At 61.1% G+C, this 23,132-nt stretch carries 18 protein-coding genes and 1 tRNA gene; 2 read left to right on the forward strand and 17 right to left on the reverse strand.

The window, feature by feature from the left end; genetic code table 11:
- Window position 1: 1 nt before the first annotated feature.
- The 17 genes from UIA24_RS22150 to leuC form a co-directional block, all read right to left on the reverse strand.
- Window positions 2-77: transfer RNA gene (locus UIA24_RS22150), tRNA-Val, on the reverse strand.
- A gap of 169 nt (window positions 78-246) precedes the next feature.
- Window positions 247-1,020 carry an SDR family oxidoreductase gene (locus UIA24_RS22155; RefSeq protein WP_330523937.1) on the reverse strand — a complete coding sequence of 258 codons (774 nt, stop codon included), beginning with the start codon at window positions 1,018-1,020 and terminating at the stop codon, window positions 247-249.
- The gene (locus UIA24_RS22160) at window positions 1,017-2,228 is read right to left on the reverse strand and encodes an O-succinylhomoserine sulfhydrylase (protein WP_065758566.1); all 1,212 of its coding nucleotides are present in this window, start codon (window positions 2,226-2,228) and stop codon (window positions 1,017-1,019) included. Before UIA24_RS22160 ends, UIA24_RS22155 begins: the two co-directional genes overlap by 4 nt.
- A gap of 14 nt (window positions 2,229-2,242) precedes the next feature.
- Window positions 2,243-3,748, reverse strand: a complete 1,506-nt coding sequence (gene purF, locus UIA24_RS22165; RefSeq protein WP_065758565.1) for an amidophosphoribosyltransferase — start codon at window positions 3,746-3,748, stop codon at window positions 2,243-2,245.
- A 41-nt stretch (window positions 3,749-3,789) separates the two neighbouring features.
- Entirely contained in the window at window positions 3,790-4,344 is a 555-nt protein-coding gene (locus tag UIA24_RS22170; RefSeq protein WP_330523938.1) for a CvpA family protein, read from the reverse strand.
- Between the two features lie 98 nt (window positions 4,345-4,442).
- Window positions 4,443-5,135: an SPOR domain-containing protein gene (locus UIA24_RS22175; protein ID WP_330523939.1), complete on the reverse strand. Its 693-nt coding sequence runs from the start codon at window positions 5,133-5,135 to the stop codon at window positions 4,443-4,445.
- Window positions 5,119-6,426, reverse strand: a complete 1,308-nt coding sequence (gene folC, locus UIA24_RS22180) for a bifunctional tetrahydrofolate synthase/dihydrofolate synthase (RefSeq protein WP_330523940.1) — start codon at window positions 6,424-6,426, stop codon at window positions 5,119-5,121. The genes UIA24_RS22175 and folC overlap by 17 nt, the downstream gene beginning before the upstream one ends.
- On the reverse strand, window positions 6,423-7,343 hold the full coding sequence (gene accD / locus UIA24_RS22185) for an acetyl-CoA carboxylase, carboxyltransferase subunit beta (protein ID WP_065758561.1): 921 nt from the start codon (window positions 7,341-7,343) through the stop codon (window positions 6,423-6,425). Before accD ends, folC begins: the two co-directional genes overlap by 4 nt.
- A gap of 255 nt (window positions 7,344-7,598) precedes the next feature.
- The gene (locus tag UIA24_RS22190; RefSeq protein WP_065758560.1) at window positions 7,599-8,219 is read right to left on the reverse strand and encodes a phosphoribosylanthranilate isomerase; all 621 of its coding nucleotides are present in this window, start codon (window positions 8,217-8,219) and stop codon (window positions 7,599-7,601) included.
- A 39-nt stretch (window positions 8,220-8,258) separates the two neighbouring features.
- Complete coding sequence (gene truA / locus UIA24_RS22195; RefSeq protein WP_371917248.1) at window positions 8,259-9,140, reverse strand: tRNA pseudouridine(38-40) synthase TruA; 882 nt, start codon at window positions 9,138-9,140, stop codon at window positions 8,259-8,261.
- Window positions 9,141-9,223: 83 nt separating this feature from the next.
- The gene (locus UIA24_RS22200; protein ID WP_330523941.1) at window positions 9,224-11,911 is read right to left on the reverse strand and encodes a FimV/HubP family polar landmark protein; all 2,688 of its coding nucleotides are present in this window, start codon (window positions 11,909-11,911) and stop codon (window positions 9,224-9,226) included.
- 174 nt (window positions 11,912-12,085) lie between these two features.
- Entirely contained in the window at window positions 12,086-13,096 is a 1,011-nt protein-coding gene (locus tag UIA24_RS22205) for an aspartate-semialdehyde dehydrogenase (RefSeq protein WP_099775442.1), read from the reverse strand.
- A 159-nt stretch (window positions 13,097-13,255) separates the two neighbouring features.
- Window positions 13,256-14,368 carry an aspartate-semialdehyde dehydrogenase gene (gene asd, locus UIA24_RS22210; RefSeq protein ID WP_099775443.1) on the reverse strand — a complete coding sequence of 371 codons (1,113 nt, stop codon included), beginning with the start codon at window positions 14,366-14,368 and terminating at the stop codon, window positions 13,256-13,258.
- 70 nt (window positions 14,369-14,438) lie between these two features.
- A complete protein-coding gene (gene leuB / locus UIA24_RS22215) occupies window positions 14,439-15,521 on the reverse strand; it encodes a 3-isopropylmalate dehydrogenase (RefSeq protein WP_065760968.1) in 1,083 nt (360 codons plus the stop codon).
- A gap of 52 nt (window positions 15,522-15,573) precedes the next feature.
- A complete protein-coding gene (locus tag UIA24_RS22220; RefSeq protein WP_330523942.1) occupies window positions 15,574-16,341 on the reverse strand; it encodes a class I SAM-dependent methyltransferase in 768 nt (255 codons plus the stop codon).
- 66 nt (window positions 16,342-16,407) lie between these two features.
- Entirely contained in the window at window positions 16,408-17,052 is a 645-nt protein-coding gene (gene leuD, locus UIA24_RS22225; protein ID WP_330523943.1) for a 3-isopropylmalate dehydratase small subunit, read from the reverse strand.
- Window positions 17,049-18,482 carry a 3-isopropylmalate dehydratase large subunit gene (gene leuC / locus UIA24_RS22230; protein WP_065760965.1) on the reverse strand — a complete coding sequence of 478 codons (1,434 nt, stop codon included), beginning with the start codon at window positions 18,480-18,482 and terminating at the stop codon, window positions 17,049-17,051. The genes leuD and leuC overlap by 4 nt, the downstream gene beginning before the upstream one ends.
- A gap of 130 nt (window positions 18,483-18,612) precedes the next feature.
- Here leuC and UIA24_RS22235 point away from each other — a divergent pair, with 130 nt between their 5' ends.
- Window positions 18,613-19,485, forward strand: a complete 873-nt coding sequence (locus tag UIA24_RS22235; protein ID WP_065760964.1) for a LysR family transcriptional regulator — start codon at window positions 18,613-18,615, stop codon at window positions 19,483-19,485.
- Window positions 19,486-19,559: 74 nt separating this feature from the next.
- A complete protein-coding gene (locus UIA24_RS22240) occupies window positions 19,560-22,856 on the forward strand; it encodes a PAS domain S-box protein (RefSeq protein ID WP_330523944.1) in 3,297 nt (1,098 codons plus the stop codon).
- The last annotated feature ends 276 nt before the right edge of the window (window positions 22,857-23,132 follow it).

The raw sequence follows: 23,132 nt of genomic DNA on the forward strand, positions 1-23,132 counted from the left end.
GTGGTGGGTGATGACGGGATCGAACCGCCGACCCTCTGCTTGTAAGGCAGATGCTCTCCCGGCTGAGCTAATCACCCGTGTGCTTCGCTGAGGTGGCGAAATTTACGCAGGTATCGAACCTAAGTCAATACCCCTGTTGAAGTTTTTTTAAAAAACCGCAAAAAAGTTGCTTCACCCTTAGGCGACAAGCTGCCCGCAAAAGCAGAAACCGTCGCGTACCTCATGAAGCGCCCAGCGTAAAACCTGTTACCGGTAAATCATCTTCTTGGTCATGCCACCGTCGACCACGAACTCCTGCCCCGTAACAAAGCCGGAATTCTTCGACAACAGCCAGGCCACCATAGCCGCCACATCCTCTACCGTCCCTACCCTGCCCGCCGGGTGCTGAGCATGGTCGGATTCAGTCAGCGGTTCGGCGCGGCGCTGAGAGGGGTCACGGGCATCGATCCAGCCCGGGCTGACGGCCTTGACCCGGATCTCCGGGCCAAGGCTCACCGCCAGGGCGTGGGTCAAGGCCAGCAAACCACCCTTGCTCGCGGCATAGGCTTCGGTATCAGGCTCGGACTGCGCAGCCCGGGTCGAAGCCAGGTTCACGATAGCGCCACAATGCGCACGCAGGTAAGGCGCACAATGCTTGGCCAGCAGCATCGGCCCACCCAGGTTGACCGCCAGCACACGGTTCCAGTGCGCAAGGCTGAGGCTTTCCAGGGTCGTGTTGTGAGGGTCGGCAATGGCGGCATTGCACACTAGGGCATCAAGCCGGCCGAACTGGCCCAGCACCTCGGCCACACCGACGGCGACCTGGGCCTCATCGGCGACATCCATGGCAACGAACCAGGCATTGTCACCCAGCACTTTGGCGGCCATGGAGCCTCGCGCACGGTCAAGGTCGGTCAGCACCACCTGCCAGCCTTCACAGATCAGCCAGGCAGCAATGCCAAGGCCAATCCCCCGTGCCGCACCGGTGACCAGTGCGACACGACCGTTATGGCTGCTTTCGGGGGTTGACCAGTCGATCACAGCGCCGCCAACCCGCGGGCCAGATCGGCCTTGAGGTCAGCCACATCTTCCAGGCCGACCGCAACACGGATCAGACTGTCGCGGATACCCGCCGCCTCACGCTCCTGCGGCGACAGACGGCCGTGCGAGGTGGTGCCCGGGTGCGTGATGGTGGTCTTGCTGTCGCCCAGGTTCGCGGTGATCGAAATCAAGCGGGTAGCATCGATGAAGCGCCAGGCTCCTTCCTTGCCGCCCTTGACCTCAAAGCTCACCACCGCACCGAAGCCCTTCATCTGACGCTCGGCCAGTTCATGCTGCGGATGGCTCTTGAGCCCGGCATAGTGAACCTTCTCGATGCCATCCTGCTGCTCCAGCCATTCGGCCAGTGCCTGTGCGTTGGCACAATGGGCACGCATCCGCAGGTTGAGGGTTTCCAGGCCCTTGAGGAAGATCCAGGCATTGAAGGGGCTCAGCGACGGGCCTGCCGTACGCAGAAAACCCACCACTTCCTTCATCTGCTCGGCGCGACCTGCAACCACACCGCCCATGCAACGACCCTGGCCGTCGATGAACTTGGTCGCCGAGTGCACGACAATGTCGGCGCCCAGCTTCAGCGGCTGCTGCAAGGCCGGCGTGCTGAAGCAGTTGTCGACCACCAGTTGCGCGCCCTTGGCATGGGCCACGCTGGCCAACGCCGCGATATCCACCAACTCGGCCAGCGGGTTAGACGGCGACTCGACGAACAGCAGCTTGGTATTGGCCTTGATCGCCGATTCCCAGGCGGCCAGATCCGTCAACGGCACATAGTCAACCTGCACACCGAAGCGCTTGAAGTACTTCTCGAACAGGCTGATGGTCGAACCGAACACACTCTGCGACACCAGCACATGATCGCCAGCGCTGCACAGGGCCATCACCGTCGAGAGAATGGCCGACATACCCGTCGACGTCGCAACCGCCTGCTCGGCGCCTTCAAGGGCGGCGATGCGCTCCTCGAAAGCCCGAACGGTCGGGTTGGTGTAGCGCGAATAGACGTTGCCCGGCACATCACCCGCGAACCGCGCGGCGGCATCAGCCGCCGTACGGAACACATAGCTGGAGGTGAAGAACAGCGGGTCGCTGTGTTCACCTTCCGGCGTGCGATGCTGACCGGCACGTACGGCCAGGGTATCGAACGCAACCCCTTCAAGGTCGCTGTCGAGGCGCCCGGCATCCCATTCCTGTGTCATGCCGCTGCTCCCACTCAGTTGTTGTAGAGGTCGATGATCGCGCTGACCGCTTGATTCTTGACCTTGGAGGCGTCGTTACGCGCCTGCTCGATCTTCTCGAGGTAGGCTTCGTCGATATCGCCGGTCACGTACTGGCCATCGAACACCGCGCAGTCGAAATTCTCGATCTTGATCTTGCCGCCGCCCACTGCGTCGATCAGGTCCGACAGGTCCTGGTAGACCAGCCAGTCGGCGCCGATCAGGTCAGCGACGTCCTGAGTGGTGCGGTTGTGTGCGATCAGCTCATGAGCGCTCGGCATGTCGATGCCGTAGACGTTAGGGTAACGTACCGCTGGAGCCGCCGAGCAGAAGTAGACATTCTTCGCACCCGCTTCACGGGCCATCTGAATGATCTGCTTGCAGGTGGTGCCGCGCACGATCGAGTCATCGACCAGCATGACGTTCTTGCCACGGAACTCGAGTTCGATGGCGTTGAGTTTCTGCCGAACCGACTTCTTGCGCGCGGCCTGGCCAGGCATGATGAAGGTACGACCGATGTAGCGGTTCTTGACGAAACCTTCGCGGAACTTGACGCCCAGGTGGTTGGCCAGTTCCAGCGCAGCGGTACGGCTGGTATCAGGAATCGGGATGACCACATCGATGTCGTGATTCGGGCGCTCGCGCTGGATCTTCTCGGCGAGCTTCTCACCCATGCGCAAGCGAGCCTTGTAGACCGAAACGCCGTCGATAATCGAGTCAGGACGCGCCAGGTAAACGTGCTCGAAAATGCACGGCGAGTATTTCGGATTGGTCGCGCACTGACGGGTGTGCAACTGGCCATCTTCGGTGATGTATACCGCTTCGCCCGGCGCCAGGTCACGAATCAGGGTGAAACCCAGTACGTCCAGCGAAACGCTTTCGGAGGCGATCATGTACTCGACGCCTTCGTCGGTATGACGCTGACCGAAGACGATCGGACGGATGGCGTTCGGGTCGCGGAAGCCGACAATCCCGTAACCGGTGATCATGGCCACTACGGCGTAGCCACCACGGCAGCGATTGTGAACGTCGGTGACGGCAGCGAAGACGTCTTCTTCAGTCGGCTGCAACTTGCCACGCACCGCCAACTCATGAGCGAAGACGTTCAGCAGCACTTCCGAATCGGAACTGGTGTTGACATGACGCAGATCGGATTCGTAGATTTCCTTGGCCAACTGCTCGACGTTGGTCAGGTTACCGTTGTGCGCCAGCGTAATGCCGTAAGGCGAGTTGACATAGAACGGCTGAGCCTCGGCCGAGGTCGAGCTGCCCGCAGTCGGGTAGCGCACATGACCAATACCCATATGCCCCACCAGGCGCTGCATGTGGCGCTGCTGGAACACATCACGCACCAGGCCATTGTCCTTGCGCAGAAATAACCGGCCATCATGGCTGGTCACAATACCGGCAGCGTCCTGGCCGCGGTGCTGGAGGACGGTTAGCGCGTCATACAGCGCCTGATTGACGTTCGACTTACCGACGATACCGACGATGCCACACATGCGACGCAACCCCTACTTAATGAAACTGGACTGAACAGCACTCAAGGCGTCTTGGGCCCCAGGAGCTGCTCCTTGAACGGGAGATCAACCGGTGCGCTGATCCCGCTGGCGAGCCACTGGCTGGTAAACCCCAGAATAAGGTTTTTCGACCAGTCAGCGACCAATAGAAATTGTGGCAAAAGCCGGGACTCCTGCCACCACGGATCCTGTTGTACCGGCCCCAGGCTCAGCAGCCCGACCGCCACGACAACCAGCAAGCCACCCCGCGCGGCGCCGAAGGCCATGCCGAGGAAACGATCGGTCCCGGACAACCCGGTGACACGAATCAGCTCGCCGATAATAAAGTTGATCATTGCCCCCACCAGCAAGGTGGCGACGAAAAGAATGGCGCAGCCGGCGATGACGCGGGCCGACGGCGTCTGGATATAGCTTTCCAGGTATTGCGATACACCGCCGCCAAACATCCAGGCCACAGCCCCGGCGATGACCCAGGTAAGCAGCGACAAGGCTTCTTTGACAAAGCCGCGCTTCAAACTGATCAGCGAGGAAATGGCGATAATCGCGATGATCGCCCAGTCGACCCAGGTAAATGCCACGGTGCTGCCTGCAAACGGATAAGGCGGCGCATTTTACCAGAGCGATGCGCTATCGGTAAGCGGTGATTTGCCGTCCGGTAACGACCGGACGGCAAGGCTTAGCTGCGTTCTGGCTGAAAACGAACGACAAAGCCCTTGAGCTTGTGCTGACGCCCCAGCAGATCACGCAAGCGCTCAGCCTCGGCACGTTCGATCAACGGCCCGACAAACACCCGATTCATGCCGTCAGAGGAACGAATATAGGCGTTGTAGCCCTGGCTACGAAGGGTTTTCTGCAAGGTATCGGCACTGGCACGGTTGGACAGGCTGGCCAACTGCACCGACCAACTGACCGGCAGGCCGTTGACATCGACCTTGCTCGGCGCAACCGGCTTGGCCGCTGCAACAGCCGCAACCGGAGCAGTCGTCGGCGCTGGCTTACTCACCGGCGCTGCCGCTGGCGCGACCGGCTTGGCCGCCGCAGGCACCGGCACAGGCGTGGTGGCCGGCACAGGAGCGGGCGCTGGAACAGGCGTTGCTACCTGTGCGACCGGCGTACTCGGGGCCGATAACGCAGGCACTTGCTGCACCACAACCGGCTCCTCAGGCAACGGCTGCGGCTCGGGCACCTGCACCGGCTCAACCTGAACCTGCGGCAAATTCGGCATGCCAGGCGCTTCCGGCGCCTCGACCCGCACCTGACGCAACTCATCCTCACGCGAGAACAACATGGGCAGGAAGATTACCGCCAGCGCAACCAACACCAATGCGCCGACCATACGTTGCTTGACGACCTTATCCAGCGACGCCATCTACCTCGTCCTCCTTGGCCTGCCGAGCGAGCCACTCAAGGGCTTCACCGACACAGAAAAATGATCCGAACAGCAGTATTTCATCATCTGCCGTTGCGTGCGCACACTGCCCTTCAAGGGCCGCTGCGACACTTGGATAAGACTGCACGTTCGCACCAAGATTCTCTAGCGCTACCTGCAACTCGACAGCCGGTCGGCTACGGGCGCTCTGCAGCGGCGCCACTGCCCATCCCTGAACCTGCTTGCACAACGGTTCGATAACGCCCGCCAGGTCTTTGTCACTGAGCAGGCCAAACACCGCCAGGCGCTTGCCTTCAGGTGCTCGCGCCGCCAGGCGCTGCGCCAGGTATTGCGCGGCATGAGGGTTGTGCCCCACGTCCAGCAGAATACTCAGACGCTTGCCCTGCCAGGTGAACTGCCGACGGTCCAGACGACCGACGATCCGGGTAGCTTTCAAGGCAGCGATGATCTGCCCGGCATTCCAGGGCAAATCCAGCAACAGGTAAGCCTGCAAAGCCAGCGCCGCGTTTTCCATCGGCAGGTCAAGCAACGGCAAGTCCTGCAACTCGACTGCATTGCCGCGTGCATCAACGCCGCGCCACTGCCAATACTGGTCAGTACTGGACAGATCGAAGTCACGACCACGCAGGAAAAACGGACAGGCCAACTCACGCGCCTTGTCGAGCAAGGGCTGTGGCGGATTGAGATCACCACACAAGGCCGGCTTGCCCTGGCGGAAGATCCCGGCCTTTTCAAAGGCGACCGATTCGCGGGTATCGCCCAGCCAGTCGGCATGATCGACACCAATACTGGTGACAACAGCAAGGTCGGCATCGACCAGATTGACAGCATCCAGCCGACCGCCCAACCCGACTTCCAGCACAACGGCATCCAGCGCCGACTGCCGGAACAGCCAGAACGCCGCCAGCGTACCCATCTCGAAGTAGGTCAGGGAAATGTCGCCACGGGCGGCCTCGACCGCCACGAACGCCTCGCACAACTGCGCATCGCTGGCCTCGACACCGTCGATCTGCACGCGCTCGTTGTAACGCAGCAGGTGCGGCGAGCTGTAGACACCCACCTTGAGCCCCTGCGCCTGCAACAGTGCCGCCACGAAGGCGCAGGTCGAACCCTTGCCGTTGGTGCCGGTCACGGTGATTACCCGTGGCGCCGGCTTGCCCAACCCGAGCCGCGCCGCAACCTGTTGCGAGCGCTCCAGGCCCATGTCGATGGCCGACGGATGCAACTGCTCCAGGTAGGCAAGCCAGTCGCCAAGGGTACGCGAGGTCATACCGTGGCAGGCGCCGGCGGAACAACCACAGGCTCGGCAACCGCAGCAACGATCTTCGGCGTCGGCAGCCCCATCATCTGGGCCAGCAGCGTGCCCAGACGTGCACGCAACTCCTGACGCGGAATGATCATGTCGATGGCGCCGTGTTCAAGGAGGAACTCGCTGCGCTGGAAGCCTTCTGGCAGCTTCTCACGTACGGTTTGCTCGATGACACGCGGGCCGGCGAAGCCGATCAGCGCCTTGGGCTCACCAACGATCACATCACCCAGCATTGCCAGGCTGGCAGAGACGCCACCATACACCGGGTCGGTCAGCACCGAAATGAACGGAATGCCTTCTTCACGCAGACGCGCCAGCACGGCCGAGGTCTTGGCCATCTGCATCAGCGAGATCAGCGCTTCCTGCATGCGCGCACCACCGGAAGCCGAGAAGCAGACCATTGGGCAACGGTTTTCCAGGGCATAGTTGGCCGCACGAACAAAACGCTCACCGACGATGGCACCCATCGAGCCACCCATGAAGGAGAACTCGAAAGCACTGACCACAATCGGCATGCCAAACAGGGTGCCGCTCATGGAGATCAGCGCGTCTTTTTCGCCAGTCTGCTTCTGCGCACCGCTCAGGCGGTCCTTGTACTTCTTGCCATCACGGAACTTCAGACGGTCCACCGGCTCCAGGTCGGCACCCAGCTCCGCACGGCCTTCGGCGTCGAGGAAAATGTCCAGGCGCGCCCGCGCACCGATACGCATGTGGTGATTACACTTCGGGCAGACATCCAGGGTCTTTTCCAGCTCCGGACGATAAAGTACCGCTTCGCAGGATGGGCACTTGTGCCACAGCCCTTCAGGCACGGAACTTTTCTTCACCTCGGAACGCATGATCGAAGGGATCAGTTTGTCTACCAACCAGTTGCTCATGCTTTCTTTCTCCAGTAGCGGCGACCGCAGACAGCGCACTGTCGGGTCACGCGTATGCCCTTGAGCCAATTCGTGTTTATAAGAAGGTGGCGCGGACCCGCGAGGTCTCGCGTCGATCCCGCACCCCATTCACTCTTTACAGGCGATGCCACAGGCACCACCCGGTAATTTCGACCGGCCTTGCGGCACAGCCAGGCAGCATCAGGCTGCGATAGCTATGGACGATGGCCCGCCGCCAACCGTCACATCCGCGTATCACGCCTGACGCACCGCACGTAAAAACGCTTCGATACGGGCCGGGTCCTTGATCCCCTTGGCCTGCTCGACCCCGCCACTGACATCCACCGCATAAGGTCGAACCTGGGCAATGGCCGACGCCACGTTGTCTGCCGTCAGGCCGCCGGCCAGGATCACCGGCTTGCTCAATTTCGCCGGCACCAGCGACCAGTCGAAAGACTCACCCGTACCACCCGGTACGCCCGCCACGTAGGTATCAAGCAGCACCCCACTGGCGTTGTGATACCGGCGGCAACTGGCTTCCAGGTCATCCCCCGGGCGCACCCGCAGTGCCTTGATCCAGGGCCGATTGAATCCCTCGCACTGCTCAGGCGTTTCATCACCATGAAACTGCAACAGGTCCAGCGGTACGGCGTCGAGAATTTCGTTGAGTTCACAGCGGCTGGCGTTGACGAACAAGCCCACCGTGGTAACAAACGGCGGCAACGCGGCAATGATCGCTCGCGCCTGATGCACATCAACCGCCCGCGGACTCTTCGCGTAAAAGACCAGCCCAATGGCGTCAGCGCCCGCCTCGGCCGCTGCCAGCGCATCTTCTACACGGGTAATCCCGCAGATTTTGCTGCGAACTGCTGACATACTCGGTAAAACCTCAGCTGAACCGGAAAGCACCGGATGTTAGCAAATGACTTGCCGGTCGTCAGCCGCCAATGCTTCGAAGCCGGTCAGGAAGTGCGGACCGATAAAACGCTCAGGCAAGGCGAACTCTTCGGGGTACTCGACCTGTACCAGGTACAACCCGTAAGGATGGGCCGTAACGCCCGCACTACGGCGGTCACGACTTTCCAGCACGTCTCGCGCCCAGGCCACCGGGCGTTCGCCCGCGCCAATGGTCATCAGCACGCCTGCAATATTCCGAACCATATGGTGCAGGAAGGCACTGGCGCGAATATCCAGCACAATCATCTTGCCGTGACGGGTCACGCGCAAATGATGGATTTCCTTGATCGGCGACTTGGCTTGGCACTGCCCCGCACGAAACGCGCTGAAGTCATGCGTCCCGACCAGGTACGCAGCCGCCTCGGCCATACGCTGAACATCCAGCGGACGATGGTTCCAGGTCACTTCCTGCCCCAGGTGGGCCGGACGGATCTGATCGTTGTAGATCACATAGCGATAGCGCCGGGCCGTGGCCTTGAAGCGCGCATGAAAATGCGCCGGCATCTCCTGCGACCAGGCAACACTGATGTCATGGGGCAAGTTGATGTTGGCGCCCATGACCCAGGCCTTGCTACTGCGCACGACCTGAGTGTCGAAGTGCACAACCTGGCCGCAACCATGTACGCCGGCATCGGTACGTCCTGCACAGACCAGGGAAACCGGTGAGTCCGCCACCTTCGACAGGGCTTCCTCAAGCGTCTGCTGCACGCTCAATACGCCGCTTCGCTGACGCTGCCAGCCGTGATAGCGCGAGCCTTTGTACTCGACGCCCAGGGCAATTCTGAAAAAGCCTTCGGCCGCTGCTTCGGCGGCCGCGTTATCAATGATGTCCAAGGGGATACAACCTGTCGATTTACGCAATGGCGGGGAGTATAACGACAACGGCAGCCACCAGGGCTGCCGTTGGACTTGCAGGAAAAGACTCAGGCCAGTCGCGAACGCATTTCGCTGGCTTCGCGGCGCTGCTCCTGATCACCCTCCTTGACCACTTCATCAAGAATATCGCGAGCACCTTCATTGTCGCCCATGTCGATATACGCCCGAGCCAGATCCAGCTTGGTCGCTACCTCATCGGTGCCAGCCAGGTAGTCGAACTCGGGTTCGTCATTCAGACTGGCGGCATCTTCAGCGGTAAACCGCGGCGCGACCGGCGGCAGCTCGAAACCCTGCGACAGCTTGTCGAGCTCGGCATTGACGTCCTCCAGCTCGGACGCAAAGCTGGCGGAAGCCGCATCCGAATCCCCCGACACGCTCAGGTCGAAATCATCAGGGAAGTCCAGATCACCCAAGCCTGAAAGCTCTGGCAGGTCGGCTTCAAGCCCTAGCGACTCATCAAATGCCGCCAGTTCAGCCTCGATATCCCGAGGCGCCTGGGCGACCGAAGGCGATGGCTGATCACCCACATCCAGGTCGAAATCAGCCAGGTCATCCAGTGGCTCGGGCTCGGGCTCGGGTTCAGCTTCGACAACCACTTCAGGCACTGCTGCAGGCTCAGGCTCAGGCTGCGGCGTTGGTTCAGGTACCTGCGGTGCGGCCACCTGCTCCTGCAGCACCGAATCAAAGCTCAGATCATCTTCAGTGTGCGCAGCTACCTGCTCGGTCAACTCCGGCACAACGGCCTCTTCGACAACCGTGGCATCCGCCAGGTCCAACCCCTCCAGATCATCCAGGCTCAGGTCAAAGGCATCACCCAGGTCATCCTCAGGCACCTGCGGCGCAACCTCGGCCGGTGACTCGTCCTGGAGCAGTTCCTTGACGTACTGTGCGTCCAGTTCTGCAGCAAGGGCAGCCGCACCACCTGCAAGGGCGACCATCGCCGGGAAGCGGCTCTTCAGCGCTTCAACATCGGCGTGATTCTGCCCCGTGGCGATCAGTTGACGCTCATGACCGGTAAAGGCATCGCGATCACCTTGGCGCGCGTAGACCTCCATCAACTTCAAACGCAGATCGCTGCGCTGCGGCGCTTGTTCAACCGCTGGTTCAAGCAACTCGGCAGCATGGTTCAAACGACCACGCGCAATGCTCAAGTCAACCTCAGCCAACAGGGGGTCTACTGGCTCAGCCACAATTTCGGGCTCAGCGACCAACTCTGGCTCATCCTCAACCACTGGAGCAGCCTTCACCACTGGCTTCGGCTCAACGGCTTTCGGCGCAGGCTCTACCGGCGCCTGTTCAGCGGCCGTGGCCGCTGCTGCGGATGCAGCCACCACGGCAGGAGCCAGCTTGACGCTTGGCGCCGACACTTCCAGCCCCTCGAAGCTGCTTTCCGGCAGGTCCAGGTCAGGCCCCAACTCGGACTCTTCAGCCAGTGCACGCGCCATGCGCAGGTGCTTTTCCGCCTCCTGCTGAGCCTTGCGCTTACGCGCCAACAACAGCAAAAGCAGCAGCAACACCAGCAGCGCCGAACCTGCGATCAATGCCAGCAGCAGCGGATTGCCCAACAGATCATCCAGCGAAGTCTTGGCTGCCTGCGACTCTACCGATACCGGCGCGGTATCGGTCGCAGCGGGCGCAGGCGTGACGACAGGGTTGGTCGCCGCCGGCTGCAATTGTGCAGCAATCACCGGCTGCTCCGGCGCCGCATTCGCTGCAGGCTCTGGAGCAGCTGCAGCCTGAGCTTCAAGCCGGGACAATTGATCATTTTTCAGCTGAATAAGGCGCTGAAGCTTGTCCAGCTGGCTTTGCAGGTCCGCCATGCGCTCTTTCAGCTCGGCGTTATCGCGGCGGCTGGTGTCGAGGGTTTCCTGAGTGGTTGCCAGCTTGTCAGCCAGCGCCTTGTTGCCCGAAGCACCCTTGGCGCCAGGCGTCACCAGACGCAGGTTGTCCTGCTTGACGATACGGGCGGGTGCAGCCTGAGCCTTGACCCGGTGCGTGGCGTCCAGTTGACGCGCGCGCGGGCCCAGACGGCGCCCTTCACGCCAGGCCGCATACTGCTCGGCCACTTCCTTCACGGCCTGCGGCTGGGGTGTGCTCTGAATCTGCTGGGCGTCGGGCAGGCGCAACACCTGGCCCGTCTTGAGCTGATTGATGTTGCCATTGATGAACGCATCCGGGTTCAGGGCCTGGATAGCCAGCATGGTCTGCTGCACCGAACCACCCTGACGCGCCTTGGCGGCAATTTCCCACAAGGTGTCACGGCGAACCGTGGTGTAGCGTGCCGGCGCGGTCACCGCAGGGGTCACTGCAGCCGCCTGCGCCGACTGGGGCGAGAACTTCGCCTGATCGATCAGTACGCTGTAGTCACGCAACAAGCGCCCGTTGGGCCACATGACCTGAACAAGGAACTTGACCATCGGTGCCGGCAGCGGCTGACTGGAGGTCACCCGCAGCACACTTTTGCCGGCCGGATTGATCACAGGCGTGAACGTCAGGTCATTGAGGTAGCCCAGGCGCTCCACACCGGCCTTGGCGAACTCTTCGCTCGGTGCCAGGCTCGGCGCGATTTCGGCAGCGGTCAGGTCACGCACATCGAGCAATTCGATTTCGGCATACAGCGGTTGGTTCTGCGCCGACTTGAGGGTCAGCTCGCCCAAGCCAAGGGCATGCGCCATACCGGACGACAGCGCCGACGCGGCAGCTATTGCTAACACCAGTTTGCGAATTCGAAGCATGACCTCATCCTTTGTGTGAGCCTTCCCCGGCAACCGAGAAGAAGTGAAAAACTGCCCTTGGGCATCGACCGGCATTGAGCTGCGAGCCATGTTTGCAACCTGCCCCGCAAGCGCCCAGGGGCCGCTCACTTCCAGCAATCCAGAATCTTTATGCAAAGTGTTGCCAAGTATCTTTTACGCAAGGTCTTTTATCAACAATTCCGCCAGTTGCACTGCGTTCAAGGCCGCGCCTTTGCGCACATTGTCCGTAGTCAGCCACAGGTTGAGTTGCTCGGCTTCGTCGATACCACCACGCACCCGCCCTACATAGACCACATCCTGCCCCACCGCGTCACCGACCGGCGTTGGATAGTCACCGGCATCGACCAGCTCCACGCCTTCTGCCGACTCCAATGCAGCATTGACCGCCGCCAGATCAACCGCCGTACGACTGTGCAACGACACACTGTAGCTATCGCCAAAAAACACCGGGACTTGAACGCAGGTCACGGAAATCTTGAGCAAAGGCAAATCCAGCAGCTCACGCAGCTCGGCCACCAGACGACGCTCCAGCACACCGTGCCCCGCATCATCACTGGCACCGACCTGAGCCAGTAGATTGAAGGCCATCTGCCGGTCGAAGAAGCGTGGCTCCAGTGGACGTGCATTGAGCAGCTCAGCCGTCTGGCGAGCCAGTTCGTTGACCGCCTCACGCCCCTGGGCCGAAACCGCCAGGCACGCGGTCAGTTGCACACGCTCCAGCTCCAGCAAACCCTTGAGCGGTGCCAATGCCACCGCCAGCGCCACCGCGGCGGCACTCGGGCTACGCAGTTGCTTGGGCGAGGCCAGGCCGGCAATCAGGGCGGCATTGGCTTCTGGCACGACGGCAGGCGCCTGCTCGGCCGACAAGGCGCCGGACAGGTCGATCACCGCACACCCGGCGGCCTGTGCTCGCGGCGCAAAACTCAGGGTCACGGCCGGGCTGGCGGCAAAGAACGCCAACTGGACCTGACTGAAATCAAACGCATCCACCTCGCGCACGCGCAGGTTCTTGCCACGGTAGGCCACCGAGCTGCCGGCCGACTCGATGCTCGCCAACAGGTGCAACGTACCCAGCGGAAAATCGCGCTCCTCAAGAATCTGCACAAGGGTTTCGCCGACCGTTCCGGTGGCGCCGATCACGGCAATATTGATGGGTTGGCTCATGAAAAATCCTCTGCGGGTACGGCGGGAGCGGCACTTTACTTGGATTCTGCCCCAAGGGACACCTCAAGCGGGCAGGAAGCAACCTCGACCAGTGTGACTGAAAACAAAAAACCCGCGCTGTCAGACAGCGCGGGTTTCGGTGTCAGCTAAAGAAGCTGATCAACGCTCCAGCAGGATCCGCAGCATGCGCCGCAGCGGCTCGGCAGCACCCCACAGCAGTTGGTCACCCACGGTGAACGCGCCCAGGTACTGGGAGCCCATGTTCAGTTTGCGCAGACGACCCACCGGGATATTCAAGGTGCCGGTAACGTTGGTCGGGCTCAGCTCACGCATGCTGATTTCACGCTGGTTAGGCACCAGCTTCACCCACGGATTGTGCTGGCTGATCATGCCTTCGATATCGGCGATCGGCACATCCTTGTTCAGCTTGATGGTCAGTGCCTGGCTATGGCAGCGCATGGCGCCGATGCGCACGCAGATACCGTCGACCGGAATCGGGCTCTTGAAGCGACCCAGGATCTTGTTGGTCTCGGCCTGTGCTTTCCATTCTTCACGGCTCTGGCCGTTTGGCAGTTCCTTGTCGATCCAGGGGATCAGGCTGCCAGCCAGCGGCACACCGAAGTTCTCGGTCGGGTAAGCATCGCTGCGCATGGCCTCGGCAACCTTGCGGTCGATGTCGAGAATGGCACTGGCCGGGTTGGCCAGGTCGTCGGCAACGGCAGCATGGGTAGCGCCCATCTGACGGATCAGCTCACGCATGTTCTGTGCACCGGCACCGGACGCGGCCTGGTAGGTCATGGCGCTCATCCACTCGACCAGACCAGCCTCAAACAGCCCGCCCAGGCCCATCAGCATCAGGCTGACGGTGCAGTTGCCACCGATGTAGTTCTTGGTACCGGCATCCAGTTGCTGGTCGATCACCTTGCGGTTGACCGGATCCAGCACGATGACCGCGTCGTCCTGCATGCGCAGGCTGGAAGCGGCATCGATCCAGTAACCCTGCCAGCCGGCTTCACGCAGCTTTGGGAACACCTCGTTGGTGTAGTCGCCACCCTGACAGGTCAGGATGACGTCGAGGGTCTTGAGCTCTTCAATACTGTAAGCATCCTTGAGAGGGGCAATTTCCTTGCCCACTGCCGGACCTTGTCCACCCACATTGGAGGTGGTGAAGAACACCGGCTCGATAAGATCGAAATCCTGCTCTTCCAGCATCCGCTGCATGAGCACGGAACCGACCATACCGCGCCAACCGATCAGACCTACACGTTTCATCGCAACTACACCTTTGCTAAAAAGTGGGCCGCTGCCTTAAAGGGAAAAAATCGGCAGCGGGCCAGAGAGATTACAGATTCCGCAGCGCTGCGACTACTGCGTCGCCCATTTCCTGCGTACCCACCTTGTTGCAACCTGCAGACCAGATGTCGCCCGTACGCAGGCCTTGATCCAGCACCAGGCTCACCGCCTTTTCAATGGCATCGGCCGCTGCGGTCTGATTGAAACTGTAACGCAGCATCATCGAGACCGACAGGATAGTCGCCAGAGGGTTGGCAATACCCTGCCCGGCGATGTCCGGTGCCGAGCCGTGGCAAGGCTCATACATACCCTTGTTGTTGGCATCCAGCGACGCTGAAGGCAGCATGCCGATAGAGCCGGTGAGCATGGAAGCTTCATCCGACAGGATGTCGCCAAACATGTTGTCGGTGACGATCACGTCGAACTGCTTGGGCGCACGAACCAGTTGCATGGCCGCGTTGTCGACGTACATGTGGCTGAGCTCGACGTCCGGGTAATCCTTGGCCACCTGCTCGACCACTTCACGCCACAGTTGGCTGGAAGCCAGCACGTTGGCCTTGTCGACCGAGCAGAGCTTCTTGCCGCGCACACGTGCCATGTCAAAGCCGACACGGGCGATACGACGCACTTCACTCTCGCTGTATGGCAGGGTGTCATAGGCCTGACGCTCGCCACCTTCCAGCTCACGGGTGCCGCGCGGGGCGCCGAAATAGATACCACCGGTCAGCTCGCGAACGATGAGGATGTCCAGGCCAGCGACGATTTCAGGCTTCAGCGACGAGGCATCCGCCAGTTGCGGATAGAGGATCGCCGGGCGCAGGTTACCAAACAGACCGAGCTGCGAACGGATCTTCAGCAGGCCACGCTCAGGGCGAATGTCACGCTCGATCTTGTCCCATTTCGGCCCACCGACAGCGCCCAGCAGCACGGCGTCAGCCTTGCGCGCACGCTCCAGGGTTTCGTCGGCCAGCGGCACGCCATGCTTGTCGATGGCCGCGCCACCGATCACATCGTGCTCAAGGCTGAAGCCCAGTTGGAACTTGTCGTTGGCAAGCTCCAGCACCTTGACCGCTTCGGCCATGATTTCCGGACCAATACCGTCACCTGGGAGAATCAGAATCTGCTTGCTCATGCTTTCCTCTATTCAATTCAAGCGGTGTGCCGACACAGGCCCACCCAAAAAACTAGCGCTCGGCCCACAGTACCAGCACGTCGGTGCTGAAGGAGCCATCAGCTTCAATCTGGTAATACTGCCGCACTTCCTCGCCCATTGCCTGCTGCAATTGGCGTATGGCCGCACGCATCGGCTCAGGGGTACGCATGCGTTCCACCCACGAGGTGTACTCAAGACGTAAACGCTGACGGGTGTGGCTGCGCGTGAACAAGCCGGCTTCACTGACCTGCTGCAGCCACTCGGCGGCCGAGTAATCACGCACGTGACTGGTGTCACGCAGCACTTCCACGGTTTGCAGGTAGGTGTCGAGCAACGGGCTGCCGGGCGACATAACATCAATGAACGCCACAACCCCGCCCGGTTTCAACACACGACGCACCTCACGCAACGCCAGTCCCAGATCGCTCCAGTGGTGCGCCGAGTAACGGCTGAACACGAAATCGAACGTGGCATCGGCAAACGGCAGGCGTTCGGCCACACCACGCTCGGTAACGATATTGCCCAGGCCACGTTCAGTGGCCGCAGCTGCCACCACATCGAGCATCTGCTGCGACAGGTCGTAGGCGACGACCTCAGCCACCAACGGCGCGACGTGAAAACTCACATGCCCGGCGCCGCAGCCCAGGTCCAGTACACGCGCACTGCCCTGGTCGCGCAACGCGGCCTGCAACAGCGCAAATTCGGTGCCTTGGGCATGCACGGCGCTACTCAGGTAGGCGGCAGCCTGTTCGCCGAACTGGCGCTGGACGACTTCGGTGTGAACGGTGCTGCGGGTCATCGGCAGATCTCCTGGGCCCTATCGCCGGCAGTGCCAGCGATAGCCTCGACAAACTCAATACAGCAATCAGGCGTCACGAAACAGCCAGGGCTGGCTGGCGCGATGCTTGGCTTCAAACGTCGCAATGGCATCACGGTCCTGAAGGGTCAGGCCGATATCGTCCAGGCCATTGAGCAGGCAATGCTTGCGGAACGCGTCGATCTCGAAGCTCAACACCTTGCCATCGGGACGGGTGACGGTCTGCGACTGCAAATCGACCGTCAACTGATAACCTGGTGCCGCTTCAACCTGCTTGAACAGTGCGTCGACTTCCTCATCGCTGAGGATGATCGGCAGCAAGCCGTTCTTGAAGCTGTTGTTGAAGAAGATGTCGGCATAGCTCGGCGCAATAATGGTACGGAAACCATATTCCTCAAGCGCCCACGGCGCGTGCTCACGGCTGGAACCGCAACCGAAGTTTTCCCGCGCCAGCAGCACACTGGCACCCTGATAGCGCTCATGGTTGAGCACGAAATCCGGGTTTACCGGGCGCTTGCTGTTGTCCTGATAAGGCTGACCGACATCCAGGTAACGCCACTCGTCGAACAGATTCGGGCCGAAACCGGTGCGCTTGATCGACTTCAGGAACTGCTTGGGAATGATCTGGTCGGTGTCGACGTTGGCACGGTCCAACGGGACGACAAGGCCGGTATGCTGGGTAAAGGCTTTCATGCTGCGCTCCCTTGAATCAACTCGCGTACATCGACAAAACGACCGGTAACGGCGGCGGCCGCGGCCATTGCCGGGCTGACCAGATGGGTACGTCCGCCAGCACCCTGACGGCCCTCGAAGTTACGGTTGGAGGTCGACGCACAGTGCTCGCCCGACTCCAGACGGTCCGGGTTCATCGCCAAACACATCGAGCACCCTGGCTCACGCCATTCAAAACCGGCTTCAAGGAAGATCTTGTCCAGGCCTTCCTGCTCGGCCTGAGCTTTCACCAGGCCCGAGCCGGGTACCACGATCGCCTGCTTGATGGTCGAGGCAACCTTGCGGCCCTTGGCAATTTCAGCGGCGGCACGCAAGTCTTCGATCCGCGAGTTGGTGCAGGAACCGATAAATACGCGATCAAGCTGGATGTCAGTGATCGCCTGGTTGGCCTGCAAGCCCATGTACTTCAAGGCGCGCTCGATGGAACCGCGCTTGACCAGATCGGCCTCGGCAGCCGGGTCCGGTACACGCTGATCGACAGCAAGGACCATTTCCGGCGAGGTGCCCCAGCTGACTTGCGGCTTGATCTGCGCTGCGTCCAGTTCGACGACGGTGTCGAACACGGCATCGGCATCGGAAACCAGGTCTTTCCAGGCTTCGACCGCGAGCGCCCACTGCTCGCCTTTCGGCGCATACGGGCGGCCCTTCACATACTCGACCGTCTTCTCATCGGTAGCGACCAGACCGACACGGGCACCGGCTTCAATGGCCATGTTGCAGATGGTCATGCGCCCTTCGACAGACAGGTCACGAATCGCGCTACCGGCGAACTCGATGGCATGGCCGTTACCACCAGCGGTACCGATCTTGCCGATCACGGCCAGCACGATGTCCTTGGCAGTCACACCGAACGGCAATTGGCCTTCGACGCGCACCAGCATGTTCTTCATTTTCTTGGCGACCAGGCACTGGGTAGCCAGTACGTGTTCGACCTCGGAGGTGCCAATACCATGGGCCAAGGCACCGAAAGCACCGTGGGTGGAGGTGTGCGAATCGCCGCAAACCACGGTCATGCCTGGCAGGGTCGCACCCTGCTCCGGGCCGATCACGTGGACAATGCCCTGGCGCACATCATTCATCTTGAACTCGACGATGCCATACTCGTCGCAGTTTTCATCGAGGGTCTGCACCTGCAGGCGCGATACCTGGTCGACGATGGCCTCGATGCCGCCCTTGCGCTCAGGCGTGGTCGGCACGTTATGGTCAGGCGTGGCAATGTTGGCATCGATGCGCCAGGGTTTGCGATTGGCCAGACGCAGGCCTTCGAAGGCTTGCGGCGACGTCACTTCGTGAATGATGTGACGATCGATGTAGATCAGCGCCGACCCATCGTCGCGCTGCTTGACCAAATGCGAATCCCAGAGCTTGTCGTAGAGCGTTTTGCCGGCCATCAGACTGTTCCTCATCAGCGTCTTTCTATGCCAATAACCACTTGGCTTGTACGGACGATGCTATGAGGTTAGATTGAATAACTCAAATTCATAATTTTTATACTTTGGATAACCAAAAGGAATTCGAGTAGTGGACCTGGCCAACCTCAATGCTTTTATTGCCATCGCCGAAACCGGGAGCTTTTCCGCTGCCGGCGAACGCCTGCACCTGACCCAGCCGGCCGTCAGCAAACGCATTGCCGGGCTTGAGCAACAATTGGACGTACGGCTGTTCGACCGCCTGGGTCGCGAAGTGAACCTGACCGAGGCCGGGCGCGCGCTGCTGCCGCGGGCCTACCAGATCCTCAACGTGCTGGACGACACCCGCCGCGCCCTGACCAACCTGACCGGCGAAGTCAGCGGCCGCCTGACTCTGGCCACCAGCCATCACATCGGCCTGCACCGTTTGCCGCCATTGCTGCGAGCCTTTACCCGAGCGTACCCGTCCGTCGCACTGGATATTCAGTTCCTCGACTCGGAAGTGGCCTATGAAGAAATTCTTCATGGCCGCGCCGAAATCGCCGTCATCACACTGGCGCCCGAGCCTCACGCCCTGGTTCGCGCCGTGCCCGTCTGGGACGACCCACTGGACTTCGTCGCCGCCCCCGAACACCCGCTGGCACGCAAGGGCGCGGTAAGCCTGGCCGATATCGCACACCACCCAGCGGTTTTCCCCGGCGGCAACACCTTCACGCACCATATCGTTCAGCGCCTGTTTGAAGCGCAGGGCCTTACCCCCAACATCGCCATGAGCACCAATTACCTGGAAACCATCAAGATGATGGTGTCCATCGGGCTGGCGTGGAGTGTACTGCCACGTACTATGCTTGATGATCAGGTCGCATCCATCGCGTTGCCAGGCATACAACTGTCGCGACAACTAGGCTACATTCTGCACACTGAACGAACGTTATCGAATGCCGCCAAAGCCTTCATGGCTTTGCTCGACAGCCATGCAGTATGACCTTGAGCCCAGGCTGAACGCTTACAGAAGGCTCTGATCCAAAGGATGTGTTACTCGCCAAAGGTCTGGTATCGATGCCCAAATCAGCAAACCGGTTTCCGCGCCTGCCCCGTATACACGCCGCCGACCCTCAGGAATCCGAGCAGACCTGGGAAAGCGCCACACAATTGCTGGCCGCTCTCAACGGCGCGCACCTGGGCGCCTGGTTCTGGGATGTGGAAAGCGGACGCCTGAGCTGGTCACGCGGAACACAGGCACTGTTCGGTTTTGATCCGCAGCAGCCACTGCCCAACGACCTCGACTATCTCGAGCTGTTGCCTGTGGAAGACCGCGCCCGCACCCTGCAGACCTTTTATGCGGTAATGGCCGGCGAGCCGCAGGACCAAGCCTTGCGCCATCGCATCCGCTGGCCGGACGGCAGCGTTCACTGGCTGGAGATCAATGGCAGCCTGACCCATGACAAACAGGGCAAGCCACAGATGATCGGGGTCATACGCGAGATTACTCGCCAGCGCGAGCGGGAAGCGGCGCTGATCAACTCCGAGAAGCGCTTCGCCACCCTGTTCCACCTCAGCCCCAACGTGATCCTGCTGACCCGACGCGTCGACGGTCAGATCTATGAAGCCAATCAGCATTTTGAGAAAACCCTGGACTGGCCCTGCCACCAGGTGATCGGCAAGACCACACTGGAGCTGGGCCTGTGGGTCAATCCACAGCAACGCCATCAGGTCCTGGAGGCCACCCGCAACACCAGCGACCCCGTCACCCTGGAAGTGCAGTTTCGTGCAGGCAGCGGACAAATCCATGACGGCATACTCAGCACCCAGGGCATCGAGATGGAGGGTGTCGCCTACCTGCTCAGCACCTTTGTCGACACCACTGAACGCAAACGTGCCGAACAGGCGCTCAAGGACAGCCAGGAGCGCCTGGACCTGGCGCTGGACTCCGCGCAACTGGGTACCTGGGACTGGCACATTCCCAGCGGCATGCTCTATGGATCAGCCCGCGCCGCACAGTTGCACGGCCTTGATCCCGTACCGTTCCATGAGTCTTTCGAAGCCTTCTTCGAAGGCGTGCCCGAACAAGAACGCAGCAGCATGCGCCAGGCCTATCGCAGCCTGCGCGAAGGCCCAGCCGGCAACTACCAGATCACCTACCGTATACAGCTGGAAAATGGTACGTCGCGCTACATCGAGAGCCGCGCGCGCCTCTACCGCGACGAACAGGGTAATCCTCTGCGTATGGCCGGCACCCTGCTGGACATTACCGAACAGGTCGAACGCGAACAGCGCCTGACCAGCTCGGAAGAAAAATTCGCCAGCCTGTTCCAGGCCAGCCCAGACCCGATTTGCGTAACCCGCCAGGACAGCGGTCAATTCATCGAGATCAACCCGGCCTTTACCCAGACCTTTGGCTGGCAAGCCAAACAAGTACTCGGGCGCACCGCCGAACAGATCGGCCTGTGGGCCGAGTCGAGCGAACGGGCCAAGCGTATTGAACAGGTTATTCGCGATCAGGCCCTGAACAATGTCGCCGTGCTGGTCAACCACAAGGATGGCCACCCCCTGACCTGCGTAATCTCCAGCCGCCTGATCAAGGTCGACAATGAGCCGTGCAGCGTTACCACCCTGCGTGACATTACCCAGCAACAACGCGCCGAAGCTGCGCTGAAAGCCAGCGAAGAGAAATTCGCCAAAGCCTTCCACTCAAGCCCCGACGCGATCACCATCACCGAACGCGAGAGCGGCCGCTACCTGGAGGTGAACGACGGTTTCTGCCGTTTGACCGGTTACAAAACCGCCGAAGTCATTGGCCGCACATCCCTGGAGATCGGTGTCTGGGCTGACGACAAACAGCGGGCAGCACTGCTTGCCGAACTGCTGGAAAAGGGCCGGGTCCACCATCGGGAAATGCTTGGGCGCAACAAGCGCGGTGAAGTGCTCACCCTGGAAGTGTCGGTAGAACCCATCACGCTCAATGAAGCCGAGTGCCTGCTGCTGACCGCACGCGATGTCAGCCAACTGAAAAACGCCCAGGCGCAGATTCGCCACCTGGCCTATCACGACTCGCTGACCAATTTGCCAAACCGTGCCTTGTTGATGGACCGCCTGAGCCAACAGATCGCCTTGCTCAAACGTCACAACCTGCGCGGCGCCCTGCTGTTCCTCGACCTGGACCACTTCAAGCACATCAACGACTCGCTGGGCCATCCGGTGGGCGATACCGTGCTGAAAATCATCACCGCTCGTCTGGAGGCCAGCGTGCGCCTGGAAGACACCGTGGCGCGGCTCGGCGGGGACGAGTTCGTTGTACTGATCAGCGGCCTGGAAGGTAGCCGTGAAGAGGTCGAAGACAAGGTTCGTAGCCTGGCCGACACCCTGCGAGCACTGCTGGCGGAACCGATGTCACTGGACGGACAACGCCTGCAAGTAACCCCGAGCATTGGCGTGGCACTGATTCCCGACCATGGCTCGACCCCGGCCGACCTGCTCAAGCGCGCCGACATCGCCCTCTACCGCGCCAAGGACTCGGGCCGCAACACCACTCAACTGTTCCACAACACCATGCAAAAGGCCGCAAGCGAGCGCCTGCGCATGGAGAATGACCTGCGCCTTGCACTGGCACGGGGTGAACTGGCACTGCACTTCCAGCCGCAGGTCGACGCCCGCGATAACCGCATCATCGGCGCCGAGGTCTTGCTGCGCTGGCATCACCCGCAACTGGGCCAGCAACCGCCCAGCCAGTTTATCCAGGTGCTGGAAGAAAGCGGCCTGATCCTTGAAGTCGGCAGCTGGATTCTCGACGAAGCCTGCGATGCCTGCGCGCGCATGCTGCAGGACGGCCTGATCGATGCCGATGAGTTCAGCCTGTGTGTCAACATCAGCCCACGGCAGTTCCGCCAGAACGACTTCGTCGAACGGATACGCCGCAGCCTGGATGACTATGGCCTGCCCTACCGGATGCTCAAGCTGGAGATTACCGAAGGCATCGTGATCCAGAACCTGGAAGACACTATCAACAAAATGCGCGAACTCAAGACGTTTGGCGTCAGCTTCGCCATGGACGACTTCGGTACCGGCTACTCGTCACTGACCTACCTCAAACGACTGCCGGTTGATGCACTGAAAATCGACCAATCGTTCGTTCGCGACGCGCCAGTAGACCCCAACGACGCCGAGATCGTCCGCGCCATCGTCGCCATGGCCCGCAGCCTGGACCTGGCGGTGATTGCCGAAGGGGTGGAGTTGTCCGAGCAACTGGAATTTCTTGAACAGCTGGGTTGCCACCTCTACCAGGGTTACCTGCACAGCCGCCCACTGCCGCTGAACGAGTTTCGCGAACTGCTGCAGGAAGCCCCCGAGGATCGCTAAAGCCTCTGGGGGATGCAGGCTTGCCTGCGATGGCCTCGGCGCGGGGCCTATGAGTACGCGGCGCCTGCATCGCGGGCAAGCCCGGCTCCTACAGCTTGCGCGGGCTCTGTTGGAGCTGGCTTGCCTGCGATGACGTCGGTGGGGTCTCAGCGAGTTCGCGGCGTCTGCATCGCGGGCAAGCCCGGTTCCTACAGGCTGGCGCGGGCTCTGTTGGAGCTGGCTTGCCTGCGATGGCGTCGGTGGGGTGTCAGTGAGTTCGCGGTGGCTGCATCGCGG

It is taken from the genome of Pseudomonas sp. AL 58 (assembly GCF_036348395.1).
GTDB classification, from domain to species: Bacteria; Pseudomonadota; Gammaproteobacteria; order Pseudomonadales; family Pseudomonadaceae; genus Aquipseudomonas; species Aquipseudomonas defluvii.